Raw genomic sequence first — 20,917 nt, forward strand, 5'->3', positions numbered from 1 at the left:
TTACCGGATTGAGGCTGCCTTGAAATTAAAACAGTGCTTCCATTTCAGCCAATATTTGCATGCACCATTCGTTTAAACGATCATCTGTTTGTTCAAACTGGTGTACATCGTCCAGTGCTAATCCAACGAATTGTTTACCGTCATCAGACAGGGGTTTTGGACTGGTAAATTCATAACCTTCAGTTGGCCAGAATCCGATAAAATGCACACCTGACGGGCGAAGATGGTGATACAACATGCCCAGTGCATCCAAAAACCACTCACTATAATCAATCTGATCGCCCATGCCATACATGGCAACAATTTTTCCAGCCAGATCCAATGATGGAAGCTGATCCCAAATCGCCAGCCAATCTTCTTGCAATTCACCGAAATCCCAAGTAGGAATACCGAGGATCAGGACAGAATACTCTTCCATCAATAACGGATCACAATCTTTGACATTATGCAGGTCAATCAGATCTTCACCGAGTATATCGCGTATTTTTTCTGCTACCATTTCTGTGTAGCATGTACTGGAGCCGTAAAAAAGACCAATTTTCATCATTATTTATCAGGGGATTTTGAACATCGGGTCGGTATTGTAACAGAAGAATGCTGTTTTCAGGCATAATAGCCGACAGGAAGGAGCAGAGAGACAGGAGGGCCAGTGCCAAAAAAAAGTAACAGTTCAGAAAACATGTCCCCGAAAACTCATTTATCGGAAAATGCGCCTCTGACACAACACGCAATGGAAGTACATCCATCGGCACATCCCCTAATAGAACAATTTTTGGATTCCATCTGGCTGGAAAACGATCTGGCTGAAAATACGCTGGTTTCTTATCAACTGGATTTACAAGCTTTGAATAATTGGCTGGTGAATTATGGTCATGATGTGCTTTCTGTACAGTCACTGGAATTACAATCTTTCTTGGCAGAAAGAGTCGACGGTGGTTATAAAGCAAGTAGTTCAGCGCGATTGTTAAGTGCAATGCGCCGATTGTTTCAGTATCTTTACCGTGAAAAGATACGGGAAGATGACCCAACGGCATTATTGTCAGCACCTAAATTGCCTAAACGTTTGCCCAAGGATTTAAGCGAAAAGCAGGTTGAGGATTTACTGAATGCTCCCTCAATTGATCAACCCATTGAATTGCGCGATAAAGCCATGCTTGAAGTACTTTATGCCTGTGGATTGCGTGTTTCAGAGTTGGTCGGCCTGACATTATCAGATGTGAGTTTTCGTCAGGGCGTAGTGAGAATAGTCGGTAAAGGAAATAAAGAGAGGTTAGTCCCGCTAGGGGAAGAAGCTGTTTACTGGTTGGAGAAATATCTGGAATATGGTCGCCCGTGGTTATTGAATGGCTCCGTATCTGACGTGTTTTTTCCCAGCAAACGAGGAACGCAGATGACGCGACAAACGTTCTGGCATCGGATCAAACATTACGCCATATTGGCAGGAATTGATGCTGAACGCCTGTCACCTCATGTCCTGCGCCATGCTTTTGCGACACATCTACTTAATCATGGTGCTGATTTACGAGTTGTACAGATGCTATTGGGTCACAGTGATCTCTCAACAACTCAAATTTACACTCATGTGGCAACTGAACGTCTTAAAGTGCTGCATCAACAACATCATCCTCGCGCCTGACGGCGAAGAAAGGTGAAATAAGGAACAAACTAATGAAGAAGATTGCGCTTTGCCTCTCCTTGCTACTTACAGCTTTTGCCAGCAACACCTTTGCTGATGATAGCCAAATCAATAAGTCACTGTCTAAGATAGGGCTTAAAGCGGAGAGTATCACTCCTTCACAAATTTCTGGCCTGAGTGCGGTTTTAACTGAGCATGGCATTATTTATATGTCTGACGATGGTAAGTATCTGCTGCAAGGGGCACTTTTTGATATTAGCGGAAAGGCCCTCAAAAATGTCAGCAATCAGATCTTGGTTAAAAAATTGGATGCGCTGAAAGGTTCGATGATCATCTACAAGGCACCAAAAGAAAAACATATTGTCACTGTTTTTACCGACATCACCTGCGGATATTGCCGAAAATTGCATGAAAACGTACAGGAGTATAATGACTTAGGGATCACTGTCCGTTATCTGGCATTTCCTCGTCATGGTTTGCAACATCAATCAGCCAAAGACATGCAATCCATCTGGTGTAGTGCGACGCCAAACAAATCACTGAACTTGGCCTTCAAAGGCGAAAAAGTTTCTCCGATTAAAGAGTGTAAAATTGATATCGCGAAACAATATCAATTAGGTTTGCAATTTGGTGTTCAGGGCACACCCGCGATTGTCCTTGAAGATGGCACCGTACTCGGTGGTTACTTGCCGCCAGCAGATTTATTGACCATGCTGGAAAAACACGGTGAATAACCAATAATGCCTACCATTTCAGTAAATAAAAGCAAGCAGAATAAAAACCAGTGAATAGAGAAACACTACTCCGCCGCCGATTGGCGGCGGATTCCAGCCATCTCCCCGATTCAGTCCATCCATTATTGCGCCGCTTATACACCATGCGTGGCGTGCGTCAGGCTGATGAATTAGAACGTGGAGCAAAGGGATTACTCAATTACCAGTCCCTTAATGGCATAGGGCAAGCCATTCCCCAGCTGATAGCCGCATTGCACGAGCATCGGCGCATCGTTATTGTCGGGGATTTCGATGCGGACGGGGCAACCAGCACCGCATTGTGCATCCGGGCCTTGCGGTTGATGGGATATCGCCATCTTGATTACCTTGTTCCGAACCGTTTTGAAGATGGTTATGGATTAAGCGTCCAGGTCGTTGATGAAGTTGTCAAAAAAGGCGCGGAACTCATTATTACCGTAGATAATGGCATTTCATCCCACGATGGTGTGGCCGCAGCACATCAACATGGCATTAAAGTGATTGTCACCGATCACCATTTGCCGGGAGAAACATTGCCTGCCGCAGATGCCATTATCAATCCCAATTTAGTGGATTGTAACTTCCCGTCTAAGGCCTTGGCTGGCGTTGGTGTTGCATTTTATCTGATGTCTGCACTCAGGGCAGAATTACGTACATCGGGCTGGTTTGAACAACAAGGCATTCCATTGCCCAATCTGGCGGAATTACTGGATTTAGTGGCATTGGGCACTGTGGCTGATGTTGTGCCCCTTGATACCAACAATCGCATTTTGGTATATCAGGGCCTGAACCGGATTCGGGCAGGTCGCTGCTGCGCCGGAATACAGGCCCTGCTTGAAGTATCCAGACGTGAACCGGCTAAACTGGCAGCCAGTGACTTGGGGTTTGCTTTAGGGCCACGTTTAAATGCGGCGGGACGATTGGACGATATGTCTGTCGGGGTGGCTTTATTGCTGACCGATGACAAGGTTCAAGCCCGTCAGATTGCTTGTGAATTGGATGGACTGAACCAGACCCGACGGGAAATCGAACAAGGCATGGAACAGGAAGCCTTGCAGATTTGCGATAACATCGAGCGGGCTCATGCCCAGTTACCATACGGCTTAGCGATTTATCACCCTGAATGGCACCAAGGTGTGGTCGGCATTTTGGCTTCACGCATCAAAGAGCGTTTCCATCGTCCGGTCATCGCATTTGCACCTGCGGGTGATGGCACATTGAAAGGCTCCGGGCGCTCAATCAATGGATTGCATATGCGTGATGCGCTTGAACGCCTTGATACTTTGCATCCGGGGTTGATGCTGAAATTTGGTGGTCATGCGATGGCTGCCGGTTTATCGATTGAACAAGACAAATTTGATCAGTTTCAGTGTCGTTTTTCTGAATTGGTTGCAGAATGGCTGGACATCGCCCAGCTTGAAGGCGTGATTTGGAGTGATGGAGAACTCGCTTTAGAAGAGTTATCTCTGGAAGTCGCTGAAATTCTGCGTGACGGAGGTCCATGGGGGCAGGCATTTGCGGAACCCGTTTTTGACGGCAAGTTTAAATTGCTGCAACAGCGAATCGTGGGTGAAAAGCACCTGAAAGTGATGCTTGAGCCATTGCATGGCGGGCCAATGTTAGATGGCATTGCATTTAATATTGATCCCAGATTCTGGCCGGACAATAGCATCAAAGCCGTGGAACTGGCTTATAAACTGGACATTAACGAATTTCGTGGCAATCGTGATGTCCAGCTTTTGATCCAGCATATTTGGCCTTTGAATGCGGGTTAATTATATGGAAATGCTATAAACCCGCTGACAGATCCGTTACAATGCACGGTTCGAAAGGACCCATGCGACCATCATTATAATACCCAATGGATTTCGGGATGCCGCCAATAAAGCGGCAATCCCCGGAAGACACTGGGGATATTCATAATATACAACGTATAAGACACTAAATATGTTTGAAATTAATCCGGTAAAAAACCACATTCAGGACCTGTCTGAGCGGACAGCAGTTCTGAGGGGGTATCTTTGACTATGATGCCAAGAAAGAACGCCTAGAAGAAGTTAATGCAGAACTGGAACAGCCTGATGTCTGGAACGAACCGGAGCGGGCACAGGCATTGGGTAAAGAGCGTTCATCACTGGAAAGCATCGTAGAAACGATTGATCAGCTTGATCAGGGTTTGGAAGACGTAAACGGGCTGTTGGAACTGGCCATTGAAGCGGATGACGAAGAAACCTTCAATGAAGCCGTCGCTGAATTGGAACAGCTGGAAGAAAAACTGGCTCAGTTAGAATTCCGCCGTATGTTTTCTGGTGAATATGATAGTGCAAACTGTTATCTGGATCTTCAAGCCGGCTCTGGTGGTACGGAAGCACAGGACTGGGCCAGCATGTTGATGCGCATGTATTTGCGCTGGGCAGAATCCAAGGGTTTCAAAACTGAGATCATCGAAGAATCTGATGGAGATGTTGCTGGGCTGAAATCCGCAACGATCAAAATCATCGGCGAATATGCTTATGGTTGGTTGCGTACAGAAACAGGCGTTCATCGCTTGGTTCGCAAGAGTCCTTTTGACTCTGGTGGTCGCCGTCATACATCATTCAGCTCTGCCTTTATCTATCCGGAAGTGGATGATGATATTGATATCGAAATCAATCCGGCAGATTTACGTATTGATGTATACCGTGCCTCTGGTGCTGGTGGTCAGCACGTTAACAAAACCGAATCTGCGGTACGTATCACCCACGTACCGACTGGCGTTGTCACCCAATGTCAGACAGACCGCTCTCAGCATAAAAACAAAGACCAGGCGATGAAACAGTTGAAAGCAAAACTGTATGAACTGGAAATGCAGAAAAAAAATGCTGATAAACAAGCAATGGAAGAAAACAAATCAGATATTGGTTGGGGCAGTCAGATCCGCTCTTACGTTTTAGATGATTCCCGCATTAAAGATTTGCGTACCGGTGTTGAAACCCGCAATACGCAATCCGTGCTGGATGGCGATTTGGACAAATTCATTGAAGCAAGCTTAAAAGCTGGCCTATGAGGAACTGAAATGTCACAACAACAGCAGGGAGCAGAACAGGCTCCTGACTTAAATAACGAACTGAAAACCCGCCGGGAAAAACTGGCTGCTTTGCGTGGCAACGGTATTGCGTTCCCAAATGATTTCCGCCGTGAAAACATTTCTGAAGATCTGCACGCAAAATACGATGAAAAAACCAAGGAAGAACTGGAAGAGTTGGGCATTGAAGTGACCGTTGCCGGTCGCATGATGACATGTCGCATCATGGGCAAGGCATCTTTCGCAACCTTGCAGGACATGGGTGGCCGCATTCAGATCTACGTTTCCCGTGATGATCTGCCGGAAGGCATTTACAACACTCAGTTCAAGAAATGGGACTTGGGTGACATTTTAGGTGCGCGTGGTAAGTTGTTCAAAACTCAGACGGGTGAACTTTCCATCCACTGTACTGAACTGCGTCTGTTGACCAAGGCACTGCGCCCACTGCCGGATAAATTCCACGGCCTTGCGGATCAGGAAACCCGCTATCGTCAGCGTTATTTGGATCTGATCTCGAATGAGGAATCCCGCAAGACATTCCAGATCCGTTCCCGCGTGATGTCTTCATTGCGTAGCTTCATGATTAAGAAAGACTTCATGGAAGTTGAAACACCAATGATGCAGGCAATCCCCGGTGGTGCAAGTGCACGTCCATTCATCACGCACCACAATGCGTTGGACATCGACATGTACCTGCGTATTGCACCGGAACTGTACCTGAAGCGTCTGGTTGTGGGTGGTTTTGAGCGTGTTTTCGAAATCAACCGTAACTTCCGTAACGAAGGTATTTCTCCGCGCCATAACCCAGAGTTCACCATGATGGAACTCTATATGGCTTACGCGGATTACCAAGATCTGATTGTGCTGACCGAAGAACTGTTCCGTACCCTGACTCAAGAAGTTCTGGGCACGACACTGGTTCAATACGGTGAACAAGAGTTCGATTTCGGTAAACCTTTTACCAAAATGAGCATGAAAGAAGCGATCTGCAAATATCGTCCGGAAACCAACATGGCGGATCTGGATGATATGGATAAAGCAACAGCTATCGCCAAATCTCTCGGCATTGAAGTAGAAAAAGGCTGGGGATTGGGTCGCGTTCAATGTGAAATCTTTGAAGAAACCGCAGAAAGCCACCTGATTCAGCCAACATTCATTACCGAATATCCGGCAGAAGTCTCTCCGCTGGCGCGTCGCAACGATGACAACCCATTCATCACTGACCGTTTTGAATTCTTCATCGGCGGCCGTGAAATTGGTAACGGCTTCTCAGAGCTGAACGACGCAGAAGATCAGGCAGAACGTTTTGCAGAGCAAGTTCGTCAGAAAGACGAAGGTGATGACGAAGCCATGTTCTACGATGAAGACTACGTCACAGCACTGGAACACGGTATGCCACCAACAGCAGGCTTAGGGATTGGTATCGACCGTATGGTCATGCTGTTTACGAACAGCCACACCATCCGCGACGTTATCCTGTTCCCGGCAATGCGTCCGAACAAATAATCATTTTTGATTAATTAAAGTCATCAGCGCCCTGTTAGTTTTACCCGATAGGGCGTTTTTTTATTTGATACAGAAGCCTTAAATAATTGATTGAAATATATACAATTATTAACGAAAATCCGCTTGCTGAGACTTAATAAGAGGTATATATTTGACTGCACATTTTATCATTCCAAATGATGATTGCGAGTGTAGTTCAATGGTAGAACGAGAGCTTCCCAAGCTCTATACGAGGGTTCGATTCCCTTCACTCGCTCCAATCAAACCTCTCCTGAAGTCCATTAAATCCAGTAAAATCAATATAGTTATAACTATTCCACTTTCTCCGAGTCTAGTGTCATCTTCCTAAATCCATACAGTTTTTTGTATAGAATTCTGTATGCATTTTCTTCTATACAATTTTGGTGGATTATGAAGCTGACAGACTTAGTGATCAAGCGAGCTAAAGCAAAGGAAAAAGCCTATACGTTGGCGGATGGCAACGGATTATCTTTATTAATTGATCCTAGGCTGTGTCCCTTAATTATTTAATCGCCTGTAAAAAAGCCGAATGCAGCCTAATTTCACCATGGATAAATAGTTTCGTGCTGTTTTTTCGTAACGGGTGGCAATACGCCGATTATTTTTAAGAAAACTGAAGCCGCGTTCAACAACATTGCGGTTACGATACGCCTGTTTATCAAATTGCGTGCGGCCATCTGAACGGCCTTTTTCGTTGATTTTATAAGGAATAATGCTTTTAATTCTCCGTTTACGAAGATAATAGCGGAGTTTTCTATCCGAATAACCTTTATCTGCCAGTACCGCCTTGCCACGCCGTTTCATGAAACCATTTTTACGTTGTATACCTATGCCATCAAGTAAAGGAATAGCGGATTGGCTTTCGTGAGCCTGCCCAGCCGTCAACATGATGTTGAGAGGGAACCCGTTTCCGTCTGTGGCCAAGTGGATTTTGGTGCCATAACCACCGCGTGAGCGACCCAGCGCATGATCGCCAGCGATATCGGGATGTTTTTTTGGGCTCCAGCGACATCTTGACTGGCGCGAATATTGCTGCCATCCAGACAAATCGCATCCCAGTCAATTAAGCCTTTTTCATCAAGGATGGATAATAATCGGTTAAATATCATGCTGATAATGCCCGATTTTGACCAGCGATTAAATCGGTTATAAACCGTTTTCCAGGGGCCATAACGTTCAGGCAAATCGCGCCATGGCGCCCCTGAACAAAGAACCCAAAACATTCCGTTCATCACTCGACGGTGTTCAACGTGGGGACGTCCTGCCCGCTTTGAATGGCGGGGTGGCAAATACGGTTCTATCAATATCCATGCTTCATCGGGAATGTCATAACGTGCCATCATCTTTTTCCAGTCATGAACTTAATGAGATGATAATACTCTCAATTTATATTAAGGGACACTGCCTAGACTTGAATATCGATACTGCCATCGAATGGCTGCCAAAACTGATAAGGGATAACCTGCCAGAAGAATAATTTTTTCACCCTGATAAAAATTTCCTAAAAATATAAAAAAAGTGTTCACTACTGTTCACTCTGTAATTTAAATCAGATATATCAAGGTATTAAAGGATGAGCAGTTATTTTTAAACTGTTCACAAGTCTTCATCCCTGTTCACCTTTTTCTGGTTTGACGGTGAGGGGTTGGGTGAAGAGTGGTGATGAGTCTGATTTCAACTCATCACCCTTTAACAATATGAATTTAAATAAAAATACTCAAAGATGAACAGGGTGAACAATTTTACGCATAATTCTTTAATAGGGAGGGGATAGTGAAAAATGGCTTTTCTTGGCGGGTATGGTATTTTTAGGATCTCTGATTTGTCTGGTTAATGTATTAGCCAGACAAATCAGAGAAGACAAGAGCAGTGCGTCAGTGTGTTTTTAATCTATTGCACTACTTGAAGTTTAATTTAGTTAAAATTTAATAAGTAATTTATTAGGAATAAAATTTAATAAGTTTTTTATAACCGACATTTCACAAATAACTCTGTAATGTTATGATTTATACCCGTTTATATGTTTTTTGTGCACATATTAATTAAAACAGAATGTTGTGATATGCCTGCGAAATGACGATTTTAATTATAAATCGCTATAGTCAAAGCCAAAAGTGAAATTAAAAATAATAAGCCGAGTATTTTAATTGTCTAGTCAAAAAAAACACATTCGATATTATTATTTAAATGTTGAACTTCTGTTTTTATCTGATAGTATTCTTTTACCAGATACACTAACCATATCTGGTTTTATCATTAATTAGTACGTTCTGGTAAATTCTAGTAGTAAATCAACGATATTAAATCTAGGAGATACACTATGAATACTGCAAAAAAAGATAATAAAAATAATAAGATAAAACTCGATGCCAAGAAAATTTTTTCTGCCTCGGCAAATCGAACTGCACCTATTATGGATCAAGTAAACTAATCCATAATTATTGCCGCAAGCGAAAGGTTTGCGGCAGTATTTTTGGAGAAACAATTTAATCTATAATTATAAGCATAATAATTTTTATGTATTTTACATAAATATATCTTATTAATAGAGGTGTTTATGCTTGATATATATGATGCTCGCCCAGATGCAATAAGAGATATTACACTTAGAGAACAGATAAATGAAAGGCTAATAAACAGTCTTTCATATATATTTGAACAGTGTAATATTTCTGGATTTAATTGTAATTCAGCGGAGGAAATAATAAGAAATTTAAATAAGAAAAGAAAAATAAGTGGAATGGTACATGTATTACATAATAGGATATTGCAAGCTATTGAAGATGAAAATGTTATTTTAATTAAAGATATATTAGACTCTTTTAAGGAGTTAAATTATATTGAACAGCCACCACGTACTATAGGATTATTTACTAATGGGTATACACAATCACTACATCAGTTTTATTATGATACATGTGACTATGGAATGATAAATACCTATGGTTATCATTTTGATGGGGATATTCCATCAAAGAAAGAATTAGAGCATTCAACTCATGCCGTAGAAAAATCTTTAAATAGAATGAAAGAAGTTGATCGGGATTTATTTGATGAGCTTAATTCTTTAATTACAGATATTATCATTGTCAATTCCCCTACCATGAATGCTGGCTCATCATTAAATACATTTGGAATCATAAGAATGAGTCAATTAAGAGAAAATCAAATTTGGACTCGGTATTTTGAGAATCTGGCTCATGAAGCTGGGCATAATCATTTAAATATGCTTTTTTTTATTGACCCAATAATTTTAAACGAAGATAGTGGTACATATAAGTCGCCATTACGCCGTGAGGCTAGGCCATTAAGCGGAATATATCATGCAATGTTTGTTCTTGCTAGAACAATGCGTATTTTAAAGAAATTAAGTTCTTATCATGATTATGATCCAATTTTAGAACGAGTTGACACTGCATACAACAATGCCAATAATTCAGCTTCATTTGAAGAAAAATTTTATGATTGCTGGAATATAATATTAGAAAATGCAAAATTAACTGAGCTAGGAAAAAAATTAATGAATAGCATAAGAGAAATGGCTTTTGAATGAATCTTGATTAGGTAAATTAAATATGGCGATCAAACCTCTTATTGAATTATATAAAAATATAACAAAAGAAAATAGAAGTATAAATATAGTAGATATAGGTGCAGCTAATTTTGAAACAACAGAAAACAACTACAATGAAATAATTGAATATTATCCATTTAAAATTTATGGATTTGAACCAAATCCTGATGAATTCGAAAAATTAAAGAAAAATAAAGATGTAAGGATTACATACTTTCCATATGCTATTGGGGATGGTGGGATACATAAACTTTCTATTTGCCAGATTCCTGGCTGCTCTTCCCTTTTGATACCTAACTTAGAAGAAATGAGTAAATACAAATCTTTTTCTGAATGGATGTTGGTTGTAGATGAACATATAGTTCAAACGAAACGACTTGATGAAATAAATGATATAAAATATATAGATTTATATAAAATAGATATTCAAGGGTGCGAATATCTTGCATTATATAATTCTTTGGAAAAACTTAAAGACACTCTTGTAATTGAATGTGAAGTTGAATTTGTAGAACAATATATAGGTCAACCTCGATTCTCAGAAATAGAAATTTTACTACGCTCACAAGGTTTTAATTTTGTTAAATTCATGGGGTATGGCACAAGACCTTTGGAACCGATCACTATAAATAAAGATCCTTTTATTTATGGAAATCAATGGATATGGAGTGATGCATTGTTTATTAGAGATATTAATGAATGGGATTCTATGCCTAATGAAAAACTTTGTGTTCTTGCTATAATTCTTGCAGAATCCTATAAACTGTATGATTTTTCATATAAGGCTATATCAATAATAGACAAAAGACATAATACAGAGCATTCTAATATTTTTTTGAAATGGCTAAATGAAAATCTTTCAGATAAGTTCGAAATTGATTCAACTGATTATTTTCAGTTAATTTTTAACAAAATACAAGATTAGTGTGTTTATATAATACCATGACAGAATTTACAAAAAAAAGACATGACATCCTTATAATTATCTGTTGTGCAGCATTTATGATACCTTTGGTATTTACTGGGCCTGCAATTTCTCTCCATGCTGTGAAAAATGATATAGGTGGCGACAGGTTTTCATTAGAATGGATAATCAATTCTTATGTCATTGCATTCGGTGGACTTGTTATGGCTGCTGGTGTTGCAGGTGATTATATTGGCAGAAAATTATGTTTTATAATTGGTTTTGTTTTATTTAGCCTGTCATCTATATATATTGCAATCAGTCATGATTTATTCACTATAATTATAATGAGAATACTTGAGGGTATGGGCGGTGCGTTAGTATCAACTTCTGCCACATCGTTATTAGCTCAAGAATTTTATGGAAAAAATAAAGCTATTGCATTTTCTTTTTTAGGTACATCTTTTGGTGCTGGGCTTGCATTTGGCCCTATTATCTCTGGTTTTATGATTGATTTTCTAGGTTGGCGCTCACTCTATTGGGGAATATCTATTTTTTCTATTCTAATAATTTCATTAGGAGGATGGAGAATTAAAGAATCAAAAAATAATAATGCCGAACGCCTAGATTGGATTGGTCTTGTTATTTTCACTTTATCTTTAATCTTGTTCACATATGCAATTATTTTAGTTGGTAAAAATGGATTTAGTGATATGCAATTTCATACAATTATATTTATTGTAATCTTTCTCATAATTGTGTTTTATTTTACAGAAAAACGAACCGCTCACCCTTTAGTCGATATATCATTATTTAAGATTCCTTTATTTTTTGGAGTGCAATTACTACCTTTGTTAACTGCTTTTAGTTATATATCACTCTTTGTTTATTTACCAATGTGGCTTATGGTTGGAGGAGGCTTCAGTGCATCTAAAACTTCGATAATTATTTTACCTTTGACTTTGCCGATGCTTTTTATTCCGATTATTTCTGGTTATCTTGCTAAAAATTATCCAATTAATAATATTTCAGGGATTGGTTTTTTTATAGCTTCTATTGGAGTATGTATACTAATCAACTCCACATATGAAAAAATTTGGTTAATATCTTTTGCTATGGCATTAATAGGAATTGGTAATGCCTTACCTTGGGGGTTAATGGATGCTTTATCTGTTAGTGTTGTTCCTCAAGAAAAAGCTGGGTTAGCGTCTGGATTGTTTAATACTATGCGAGTTGCAGGCGAAGCCATTGCTATTACACTTGTTGGTTCATTGATAAATATGCTTACTTCGATGTATATTAATTCCAATTCAATTAGTGATAGCACTCAAATAGTTTATTATAGAGAAATATTTAAAGTGTTTTTTATAATTATTTTTATCTTGACGTTACTAGCTGGGTTATTTTGTCTTTTCTTTCTTAAAGAAAATAGCAATATTAATAAATCAGTAAATCAATAAGTAATCTAGAGGTTTTTATGCTACTAAATAATGATTCTCTTTTATTTTTTACATCACACTTAATTCTTCGTAAATTTGAGGAAAAAGATTTCATAAAGTATAAAAACTATCATTCATTACCAGAGGTTTATAAGTTTTTATACACCCCACTCCCTACAGATAAAGAGATTCGTGAACAATTTAATAAAGTCCTTAACCCTGCATTTAATGATAATGGTGATGAAATAAGACTTGCTGTAGTTCTACGTGAACATAATGATTTAGCCGGAGAAATTATGTTAAGGGTAACGAGCAAAGAATCACAGCAGGGGGAAATAGGTTGTATATTTCATCCATTATATCAAAAAAAATCTATTGGAACAGAATCTTTAGGTGCATTAATAGATATTAGTTTTAATTATTTTAAATATCATAGAATTTATGCAAGATTAGATACTTTAAATCTAGGTTCCAAAAAATTAGTTGAAAAACTAGGAATGCGTCAAGAGGCTCACTTATTACAAAACGAATACGTTAATAGAATATGGAGTGACATGTATATATATGCAATTCTAAAAGATGAATGGAAAGTACCAAGGTTTTTAAAAGAATATGATACTAATATAAAATAGAGGGTGAGACTTTGCCCACCCTCTTTATCATTTATACAGGGCTGACGTCTTCCCACTTGGTTATTATTCGACCTACAATTCCATATTCAATAGCCTGTTGGGGGCGCATCCAATAATTTCTATCAGTATCTTTTTCTACTTTTTCTATTGGCTGTTCTGTGGCATCGCTGATAAGCTGATTTATACGACTACGTATCAGCAAAAACTCTTTAGCTTCTATTTCAATATCAGATGCTCTCCCTTCGTATCCTCCTAAAGGTTGATGAATCATAAAACGGGTATTTGGAAGGGAATAACGATTTTCTTTCTTGGCAGCAAGAAAAATAGTAATACCAGCACTTGCGACCCAACCGGTTCCTATTATAAAAACTTCCGGTTTTATAAATTTAATTAAGTCATGAATGGTATCGCCAGCTTCAACATGTCCACCTTGACTGTTAATAAAAACCTTGATTGGTTCGTTACTTATTTCTTGTAAAATCAGTAGCTGTATTGTTACCCTTTCAGCTAATTTTTGGTTAATTTCACCAGATATAATAATACATCTGGATTTTAATAAATGGCTTTGCTCATAGGGGATCTCTTTGGGAAGCTCAGGCGAATCTTTTGATGATTCTTCTAACATAGTACAGACCTCTTATACTTGAGTTGAGTAAAAATATACTTAACTTGATGTTCCGAATATGAACTATAACAAATAAATCATAGATAATCCAATTGGCATGTTAACATCAGATGGACGGAGGTGAAATGTAATATGTCTGAATATAAATATTTCCACCTAACTTAATGTTATTATGTTATTAAATGCTTTTCAACCAAATTGAAATATATTATTTCTGTCATATTCCGCAATATGTGAAATAGTTATCCATTGTGATTTATGTTTTTAATTATATATATGTCACTTTAAATTAGTAGTTTATTAAGAAATTTCTTGTGTGAAAAATTTTTTAATAAAATTTTCGAATTAGTGACATTTAATTGCAGTAGTTCGAAAAAAACGTTAGCCTAAACTTGTTTAATCACCATCACAGATGGGTACGCGCCGTTAAAAACGGCTATAAAAAACTCCCGTAGCCTGAAAGGGAGAGCAAGCATTGCGGTACATCTGTGCACTTTTGGAAGCAGATATCGTCGGACAAATAACCCACCGTCTGGCGATGAAAGTTTACCGGTCTTATGCACCGGCTTATCATACACTACCCGCAGAATTGTATTCAGTCAGGTCAGGGGACTGTTTGGCAGTACAAGCAAGCTCTTGAAGATTGCGAAGCTGAACGACTGATAGAGGTCTGTCAGTGGGTATTGGAAGAAGAACAGTTCCTTGATCGGGCGGTGACCGACAGGAGTATCCTCAATCTGGTGGGGGGGTGTGCTGATGCGTGACATGAGGATGACACTCAGTCAGTGGGGAGCATGGGCGAGTGAAGGCAAGAGCGAAGTGGATTGGGCACTGTTGCCGCAGGGTTTAAGGGATTGCTCCCCAGTACCCGAAAGACCTGTGTCCAATGTTTTGATGATGATGGTATTACGTTTGATGCTGCCGTTCTGCGACTGAAAAAGCACAACGCTTATTACTATCAGCTCATCGTCTTGCATTACATCAAGACGTGTACCTTGCGGACAATGGGCAACAAGTTAGGCATTTCCCACAACGAAGTAGCAAAACGACTACAGGCTGCTGAGGGATTTATTGAGGGGGTCTTAGCGGTTTCAGGGGTAACATTGGAAGCTGATAAAAGTGTGCAAAAAGAAATCATCGATAAGGTTGCGTAATTACAAAAGTGGGTATATCGTGATAAGAGTGATAGCAATGTCACATAGCTTATCGAACTCCATAGCCTCGCACTCTGAACTGCACCCCAAAAGTTAATTTTTAGATTACAACTCGAGCGAGATCGGTCAATATCTATATCATAGTTAAATCAATATATTAGGTATGATTTTTGGCGATTTGGTCAACACTCCGATCCCCATAGTTTAAGTCCATATTCCTCATTCTCAGACAATAGTTACTATCTGACTAATGGCAGGTATGGCATGTATCAATAGTAAACTTCAAATTTACACTTCACTGAATTGAGTATCGTCTTTCAAATTATAAGCCTTGCTATAGTAGTAATCCGATTGAGATAGGAATTAGACATAAGTAAGGTTTCTGGCGAGTTAACAGTAGGCTGAAATGACCTTTAACGAATAATAAAGTGAGGTGTTTATGTCTGATGTTGATAAGCTGGATAATGAGAATACTGAGACACAATGCCAGATTGACCCTAACCAATACAAAATTAAGATTGATACAGTAACAGCACCAGTTGGTTCCTGTCCGTGGGCAATAATTCAAGTATATTTGGGTAATATGTTGCATCGTAGTGACTGGGATATTCCTAATGAATATATGCGCCTTACTTCTAAAAAACCAGATAATAACTCTGTTTATATTGAGAAGAGTGATAGACATGGTCATTGGTTTCCTTGGCAACCAACACCAGAAGATTTAATGGCATGTGATTGGAAATTGGTGAAACTAGAAGATTGTATGCTGTCTTTTGATCTTAAGATAGGGACCGGGAAATATTCTGATACTGAACAAATGTGGGGATATCTTGCTGATAATGAACTTGAGTCTGGGCCCAACAGAGAAGGTCCTTTTGGTACTTTAACTAATCTCCAAAATAAAACAGATATTACGACATTTTCATCTTTCGTATGGGACAATGTGTCTGCGGCGATTTTTATCAGAGTCTCCTCTGGTAATCCTCGAACGTCAGAAGGTTATCAGAAGATGATAAATTTATTAGCAAAAAATCTCACTGTAACTGTAGGTGAAGTATCTTATCACCTTGGAAGTACGACAGATAGCAGTATAGTTGGTAAACAGCAGTATGAATTTTTTGGTCAGTACTCTAACGCCGAAGCAAAAAAATTAGGTAATCTACTGAAACAAAGCGTAGGTAAAATACTGCACTTTTGCCTCAACTGGAAATAACTCCAATCTTGAATCTAAGGCTGCTTAATGCAGCCTTTTCTGTATTTGCCACCGCAATCACTCTAGTCACATCCGTATCCATGCATTGCGGCTGGCATTTCTAACTATTTGAAACTTATCCGATATGAGAATTTCCATATCGGAACAGATTCAATTTATTAGTGGATACTAAATAACTCAATATTGAATTAATCTTATCATTCTATTAGTTAGTTGCATTGGTTGTGATGTGATCAATATTTGTTTGCTTACTGATCATGTGTAAAAATATGTTTCTTGGTTTATTTATTGTTTTTGCAGGTATCATTTCTTTGCTAGAGAGTTTTGGTGTCATATCGTCTGATGTAAAATGGGGATTACCATTGGCAGTAATATGTATTGGCGCTAGTTTCATTTACGACGCAATCAAAGACAAAAGCAAAAAGTAACTTAACTTATTCATCCAAATAATTAAGGTCGCTTAAGCGGCCTTTTTCATTTCTGGTGCCAGCAATTACGGCGCTTTTTCTTATCAACTTACCTAATGGTCACTCCGTCAGTGGGGTAGAAATATGTGTATGGACAAATACTCAAGCCCCACTGCTTACCGCTGGGGCATTCACAGCCATGCTCGGCGCTCTGTCATTGAACAATTGGGCGATTATCGTCGGAATTATCTGCACGGCAGGAACATTCGTCGTGAACTGGTATTACAGGCATCGGGAATTTAACCGCAATGGCAAAGACCAAGACTAAATTAACGGCGGTGGTCATTGGACTGGTGTTGTCCGGCGCGGGGGCTACGGCTATTCTTTCTCAGTTCTTGGACGAGAAAGAGTAACCGGTTATCAGCCTATCGTGATGCGGGCGGCATCTGGACTATTTGTCGGGGTGTTACTCAGATAGACAGCGTTCCCGTTCGTCAGGGGATGAGACTAACGCCGAGCCAATGCCAAAGAAGCCGAGCACGCCATTGTTTGGGTAAAACGCCATGTACGGGTGCCGTTGACTGAACCTCAGATAGCTGGTATTGCCAGTTTCTGCCCGTACAACATTGGCCCGGGGAAATGCTTTTCTTCCACGTTCTATCGGAAGCTCAATGCCGGGGATAGGAAAGGTGCTTGTGCCGAAATCAAACGGTGGATATTTGACGGCGGTAAAGACTGCCGGCAGACCCAAGGCCAAGCGAACGGCTGTTACGGTCAGGTTGAGCGACGTGCCCAAGAGTCAGAATTAACATGTTGGAGGTTGGGTGAATAGTCATTCATTGGTGGGACTGATGTTTCTGTTTGCTTTCATTTTGGCGGGTTTTGGTGCGAATGGTTGGGGCTGGTTTTTGTTCATAGGGGTATTGCTGCTATGAAATTCTACGTTATCTGCGGACTAGCTATGGCACTAGGCGTTGCTATGTATATGGGAGGTTATTACTGCACTGAGTATATGAAACAGTTGAGTATCAACAACAACCAGATAACCGAAATTCAGCAACTGACTGACCGGATTAACTACCAGAACACGCATATTGAAATGTTGCATGAACTGGACGCCAAGTACACACAGGAACTCACGAATGCCAAATCTAAAATCACTCAGCTTGGCGATGATTTGCGCACTCACGTTAAGCGCATGTATGTCAAAGTTGAATGTCCAGTGTCTGAAACCCCTTCCCCCGCCAGCGTGGATGGTTCAGGACCCGCCCGACTGGCGAAAGACGCTGAACAAGATTATGTACGTCTCCTCGGATAACTGGAAACCCTCGAAGCCCAGTACCTTGGACTGAGGGATTATGTGAAGACTGAGTGTAAAATGAACTGAGGTAATCATGTCACCAATGATGAAATATTTTGAATACGCCCATCTACCATCACATTTGCAAGAAATCAGTAAACCTATTGGTGATTTGGCTAAATCAATGGATGAATCGCTACCTGATGGCCCAGAAAAATCAGCAGGACTGCGAAAGCTGTTGGAAGCTAAAGATTGTCTGGTTAGGGCAAAATTAGGTTAGGCATCACCACCTCAGAGCAAATGATTCTGAGGTGGCGGGAATAAGTTAGGCGAATGTCAGTAGCCCCTAATCCCTAATTCAGGGGCCACCAGAAAGTTGGTGTGATTAACGACGAGGTGGTGGCCACATGCCAGGATATTTACTCAACGTGGCTTCACGCAGACTCTGAAATATGTCTTGGCTATTTGAATCTGTAGCTCGTGGAGGCGCATTATACGGACTTGCTACAGTAGGATGCGCCCTTTGAGTTCTCATTATCCCGCTAGCTGGAGGTGGGTTATTTTGCGTAGGGTAAAGGCCAAATTGGACAGTTTGATTATATTCTGGCGGTTGACCAAAAGTATTTGGTGATGCCATCGCAGAGGGATAATGTAGCTCTTGTTGTGAGGTTAACGCCGGATAGTTCATCCCGCCAGATTGGGATACTTGCAAGTTAGGTGGCTGAGACGGAATTCCCTGCCTTTGTTCAAGTTGTTGTTGTCGCGCTAGAGCTTGTTGAATTGTATTTGGGTATAGTTGAGTTATGGTGTTCTTTGCATTAATCCTGCGCTGCTTATCACTATATCCTTGAGTACTAATCCAATGGTCATTCAATTTTTCTCGAAGTGATGAGTCTGCTAATAGGGACGGCAATAGAATATTGTCACTATTCCTTGCTGTTGTATCTTTAATAAGCGGCAATATATGTTCTGCAAACGAATCAATCGTGATATTGATAGGTTGATTCGGATGCTGTACGTCACTTTGCTTTAGCTTATAAAATTGGTTAAAGTTACGATGAAAAAATAGGCCATATAGGTGGTAGGTAATACCAGTCATAGCAGAAAGATCGAATAGTCTTTTTATTAATGCAGTTGCCCCAGGACTCCTAAAATCAATATATAGAGTATTTACACCAAATGCCTCAACAGCGGGTTGTTGCATTAATAAATAATTAGGGTCACCTGCATCTATTAGATTATAGAAATTGGATATTACTTGTGTATTAGCCATGATGACTACCTCCAAAAAATATATTTGTAATAAGGTTAGCATCCAATTTGTGCTTTTTTTGAACAAACATTAAACAGTTTTTAAGTATTCATTTACCTATTCCCTTGAGTGGTTAAAGCAATAACTCATGCCATCATCCCGTTCTCATCGCGTACCCAACACACACGGGCTGGTGGCATTTTTATTTGCGTCGGGTTATCGCCGTCTGTCGGTATTAGCTGTGACATGTTTCCTTACCATCGAGCGTACAGACAGAATCAAAAATAACCCATGCCACCGTGTAAAACGGGTCATTATCAGCAATATCCGCTGTAGGCAGACGAAGGGGTGTGACAGCCGGAGAGACGGCAAATTCTGAACAGGCCATTCATTGAGTGGTTTTTTCAGAATTTTATATAAGTTGAATAGGCTAAATGAGGCAAAAATGATGATGATACTTATCAAAGAAGATGGTAGCACCTCCATAACAGCTGAAGAATATTCAGCATGGTATGATAAAGAAGGGAAGATTGTGCTGAGTCTGGGAGAGAACGCGCCTCAAAATATTTGCATTTACCATGAAGTTAAGCAGAAGGCAGAAAGGAAACAGGCAAGCATCACTGCCGAAGGTTTCAATGTCTTTAATGTCGCAGCTGGGGTGACCTTACATAAAACCGGTAACCATCGATTCAGCAAAAATCAATGAAGCCAAGATAAAGGCTTCTGACGAGCACATCCGGTGAAGAGCTACAGCAGTTCGTCACTCGTGAGAGTCGGCGAGGTGGGCTGTTATCAAGGTGGTGATGCGATGCCACCCCGTATTCCCCGAGCCTGCCGCAAACAAGGTTGCCCCAAGACCACTACCGACCGCTCAGGCTACTGCACTGACCACCTGCATATTGGCTGGCAAACTCACCAACAAGGCAGGAGCCGACACGAACGCGGCTATGGCAGTAAGTGGGACACGTTACGGGCACACATAAAACAACGTGACAAACTCTCCCCGGAGAACTGGAAACCCTCGAAGCCCAGCTCCTCGGACTGAGGGATTATGTGCGGACTGAATGTAGGTAAAGAGATGGAAAACACAGATAAGGTATTGGCTGAACTGGTTAATAAAGCACTCTCTGGTTTCGATGGCTTAAATGAATTCGGTCAAGGCCCATTCCCGATCGTGATTGAACAACTGATACGTTGGCATCTCTGGATAAATAGTATTTCATTTATCCTGTTCCCAGAGCTAGAGGGCAAATGGAATTACCTAACTCAAAAAATACTCATGATATCTCTTTTGAAATAGATAGTAGTAAAATGCATCGAATGGATCATCAGTATGGCGTTAAATGCCTTTTTATACAAGAAAATGTAATGCTCAGAAATTCAAATAATGAGCTAAAAGATGATTTTATACATGCAAGTGTAAAATGAGTTATTAGTT

Annotated in this window: 20 protein-coding genes, 1 tRNA gene and 4 pseudogenes; 21 read left to right on the forward strand and 4 right to left on the reverse strand. The window is 40.2% G+C overall.

Annotated features, from left to right (window positions below):
- Positions 1 to 25: 25 nt before the first annotated feature.
- On the reverse strand, positions 26 to 544 hold the full coding sequence (fldB, locus tag Xsze_RS09225) for a flavodoxin FldB (protein ID WP_038239253.1): 519 nt from the start codon (positions 542 to 544) through the stop codon (positions 26 to 28).
- Positions 545 to 730: 186 nt separating this feature from the next.
- Between fldB and xerD the strand changes: the two genes are divergently transcribed.
- The 6 genes from xerD to Xsze_RS09255 all read left to right on the forward strand — a co-directional run bounded on the left by xerD (position 731) and on the right by Xsze_RS09255 (position 7,217).
- Positions 731 to 1,636 carry a site-specific tyrosine recombinase XerD gene (gene xerD / locus Xsze_RS09230; protein WP_038239252.1) on the forward strand — a complete coding sequence of 302 codons (906 nt, stop codon included), beginning with the start codon at positions 731 to 733 and terminating at the stop codon, positions 1,634 to 1,636.
- Between the two features lie 32 nt (positions 1,637 to 1,668).
- On the forward strand, positions 1,669 to 2,370 hold the full coding sequence (gene dsbC / locus Xsze_RS09235; protein ID WP_038239178.1) for a bifunctional protein-disulfide isomerase/oxidoreductase DsbC: 702 nt from the start codon (positions 1,669 to 1,671) through the stop codon (positions 2,368 to 2,370).
- A 50-nt stretch (positions 2,371 to 2,420) separates the two neighbouring features.
- Positions 2,421 to 4,163, forward strand: coding sequence for a single-stranded-DNA-specific exonuclease RecJ (recJ, locus tag Xsze_RS09240; protein ID WP_038239176.1), 1,743 nt, complete (start codon positions 2,421 to 2,423; stop codon positions 4,161 to 4,163).
- A gap of 172 nt (positions 4,164 to 4,335) precedes the next feature.
- Positions 4,336 to 5,434 (forward strand): peptide chain release factor 2 gene (gene prfB / locus Xsze_RS09245; protein WP_099138886.1). Its coding sequence is split into 2 segments (ribosomal slippage): positions 4,336 to 4,410 and positions 4,412 to 5,434, totalling 1,098 coding nucleotides; the frame shifts between segments, so codons are not numbered across the junction.
- Between the two features lie 9 nt (positions 5,435 to 5,443).
- The gene (gene lysS, locus Xsze_RS09250; protein WP_038239172.1) at positions 5,444 to 6,958 is read left to right on the forward strand and encodes a lysine--tRNA ligase; all 1,515 of its coding nucleotides are present in this window, start codon (positions 5,444 to 5,446) and stop codon (positions 6,956 to 6,958) included.
- A 185-nt stretch (positions 6,959 to 7,143) separates the two neighbouring features.
- Positions 7,144 to 7,217 (forward strand) — tRNA-Gly (locus Xsze_RS09255).
- Between the two features lie 260 nt (positions 7,218 to 7,477).
- Here Xsze_RS09255 and Xsze_RS09260 read toward each other — a convergent pair.
- Positions 7,478 to 8,319, reverse strand: a protein-coding gene (locus Xsze_RS09260; protein ID WP_099139115.1) for an IS5 family transposase whose coding sequence is annotated in 2 segments (ribosomal slippage) — positions 7,478 to 7,977 and positions 7,977 to 8,319 — 843 coding nt in all. Because the reading frame shifts where the segments join, the coding sequence is not laid out codon by codon here.
- Between the two features lie 1,217 nt (positions 8,320 to 9,536).
- Between Xsze_RS09260 and Xsze_RS09265 the strand changes: the two genes are divergently transcribed.
- Genes Xsze_RS09265 through Xsze_RS09280 form a run of 4 tightly spaced genes read left to right on the forward strand, consistent with a single transcriptional unit; the run spans position 9,537 to position 13,528 of the window.
- On the forward strand, positions 9,537 to 10,532 hold the full coding sequence (locus Xsze_RS09265) for an aKG-HExxH-type peptide beta-hydroxylase (protein ID WP_084616329.1): 996 nt from the start codon (positions 9,537 to 9,539) through the stop codon (positions 10,530 to 10,532).
- A 22-nt stretch (positions 10,533 to 10,554) separates the two neighbouring features.
- Positions 10,555 to 11,478 carry an FkbM family methyltransferase gene (locus Xsze_RS09270; protein WP_051462513.1) on the forward strand — a complete coding sequence of 308 codons (924 nt, stop codon included), beginning with the start codon at positions 10,555 to 10,557 and terminating at the stop codon, positions 11,476 to 11,478.
- A 17-nt stretch (positions 11,479 to 11,495) separates the two neighbouring features.
- Positions 11,496 to 12,917, forward strand: coding sequence for an MFS transporter (locus tag Xsze_RS09275; protein ID WP_051462512.1), 1,422 nt, complete (start codon positions 11,496 to 11,498; stop codon positions 12,915 to 12,917).
- 17 nt (positions 12,918 to 12,934) lie between these two features.
- Positions 12,935 to 13,528 (forward strand): GNAT family N-acetyltransferase, encoded by a 594-nt coding sequence (locus tag Xsze_RS09280; RefSeq protein ID WP_051462511.1) that lies wholly within the window; start codon positions 12,935 to 12,937, stop codon positions 13,526 to 13,528.
- A 31-nt stretch (positions 13,529 to 13,559) separates the two neighbouring features.
- Here Xsze_RS09280 and Xsze_RS09285 read toward each other — a convergent pair whose 3' ends face one another.
- Positions 13,560 to 14,153 (reverse strand): ATP-dependent Clp protease proteolytic subunit, encoded by a 594-nt coding sequence (locus Xsze_RS09285; RefSeq protein WP_038240626.1) that lies wholly within the window; start codon positions 14,151 to 14,153, stop codon positions 13,560 to 13,562.
- Between the two features lie 557 nt (positions 14,154 to 14,710).
- Here Xsze_RS09285 and Xsze_RS22380 point away from each other — a divergent pair.
- The 8 genes and pseudogenes from Xsze_RS22380 to Xsze_RS09320 all read left to right on the forward strand — a co-directional run bounded on the left by Xsze_RS22380 (position 14,711) and on the right by Xsze_RS09320 (position 18,507).
- A complete protein-coding gene (locus Xsze_RS22380) occupies positions 14,711 to 14,917 on the forward strand; it encodes a hypothetical protein (RefSeq protein WP_038240625.1) in 207 nt (68 codons plus the stop codon).
- Between the two features lie 7 nt (positions 14,918 to 14,924).
- Positions 14,925 to 15,307: pseudogene (locus Xsze_RS09295) on the forward strand (antiterminator Q family protein).
- 439 nt (positions 15,308 to 15,746) lie between these two features.
- Entirely contained in the window at positions 15,747 to 16,520 is a 774-nt protein-coding gene (locus tag Xsze_RS09300; RefSeq protein ID WP_071991820.1) for a Thoeris anti-defense Tad2 family protein, read from the forward strand.
- A gap of 606 nt (positions 16,521 to 17,126) precedes the next feature.
- Complete coding sequence (locus tag Xsze_RS09305) at positions 17,127 to 17,255, forward strand: HP1 family phage holin (protein ID WP_099138904.1); 129 nt, start codon at positions 17,127 to 17,129, stop codon at positions 17,253 to 17,255.
- Positions 17,236 to 17,759: pseudogene (locus Xsze_RS09310) on the forward strand (lysozyme). The gene Xsze_RS09305 and the pseudogene Xsze_RS09310 overlap by 20 nt, the downstream one beginning before the upstream one ends.
- Before the next feature lie 180 nt (positions 17,760 to 17,939).
- Positions 17,940 to 18,224 (forward strand): annotated as a pseudogene (locus Xsze_RS22660) (lysis system i-spanin subunit Rz); the annotation flags it as partial.
- The gene (gene rz1, locus Xsze_RS22665; protein ID WP_244431839.1) at positions 18,181 to 18,279 is read left to right on the forward strand and encodes a lysis system o-spanin lipoprotein Rz1; all 99 of its coding nucleotides are present in this window, start codon (positions 18,181 to 18,183) and stop codon (positions 18,277 to 18,279) included. The pseudogene Xsze_RS22660 and the gene rz1, both read left to right, overlap by 44 nt.
- Before the next feature lie 42 nt (positions 18,280 to 18,321).
- Positions 18,322 to 18,507: a hypothetical protein gene (locus Xsze_RS09320; RefSeq protein ID WP_244431838.1), complete on the forward strand. Its 186-nt coding sequence runs from the start codon at positions 18,322 to 18,324 to the stop codon at positions 18,505 to 18,507.
- 105 nt (positions 18,508 to 18,612) lie between these two features.
- Here the strand turns inward: Xsze_RS09320 and Xsze_RS09325 are convergent, their stop codons facing one another.
- Positions 18,613 to 19,500 (reverse strand): hypothetical protein, encoded by an 888-nt coding sequence (locus Xsze_RS09325; RefSeq protein WP_038240622.1) that lies wholly within the window; start codon positions 19,498 to 19,500, stop codon positions 18,613 to 18,615.
- Between the two features lie 424 nt (positions 19,501 to 19,924).
- Here Xsze_RS09325 and Xsze_RS09330 point away from each other — a divergent pair, with 424 nt between their 5' ends.
- The 3 genes and pseudogenes from Xsze_RS09330 to Xsze_RS09340 all read left to right on the forward strand — a co-directional run bounded on the left by Xsze_RS09330 (position 19,925) and on the right by Xsze_RS09340 (position 20,779).
- A complete protein-coding gene (locus tag Xsze_RS09330; RefSeq protein WP_141557240.1) occupies positions 19,925 to 20,185 on the forward strand; it encodes a hypothetical protein in 261 nt (86 codons plus the stop codon).
- 102 nt (positions 20,186 to 20,287) lie between these two features.
- Positions 20,288 to 20,476: pseudogene (locus Xsze_RS09335) on the forward strand (HNH endonuclease); the annotation flags it as partial.
- Positions 20,477 to 20,557: 81 nt separating this feature from the next.
- Positions 20,558 to 20,779, forward strand: coding sequence for a hypothetical protein (locus tag Xsze_RS09340; protein ID WP_141557241.1), 222 nt, complete (start codon positions 20,558 to 20,560; stop codon positions 20,777 to 20,779).
- Positions 20,780 to 20,917 lie beyond the last annotated feature (138 nt).

It is taken from the genome of Xenorhabdus szentirmaii DSM 16338, from assembly GCF_002632585.1.
Lineage (GTDB): Bacteria > Pseudomonadota > Gammaproteobacteria > Enterobacterales > Enterobacteriaceae > Xenorhabdus > Xenorhabdus szentirmaii.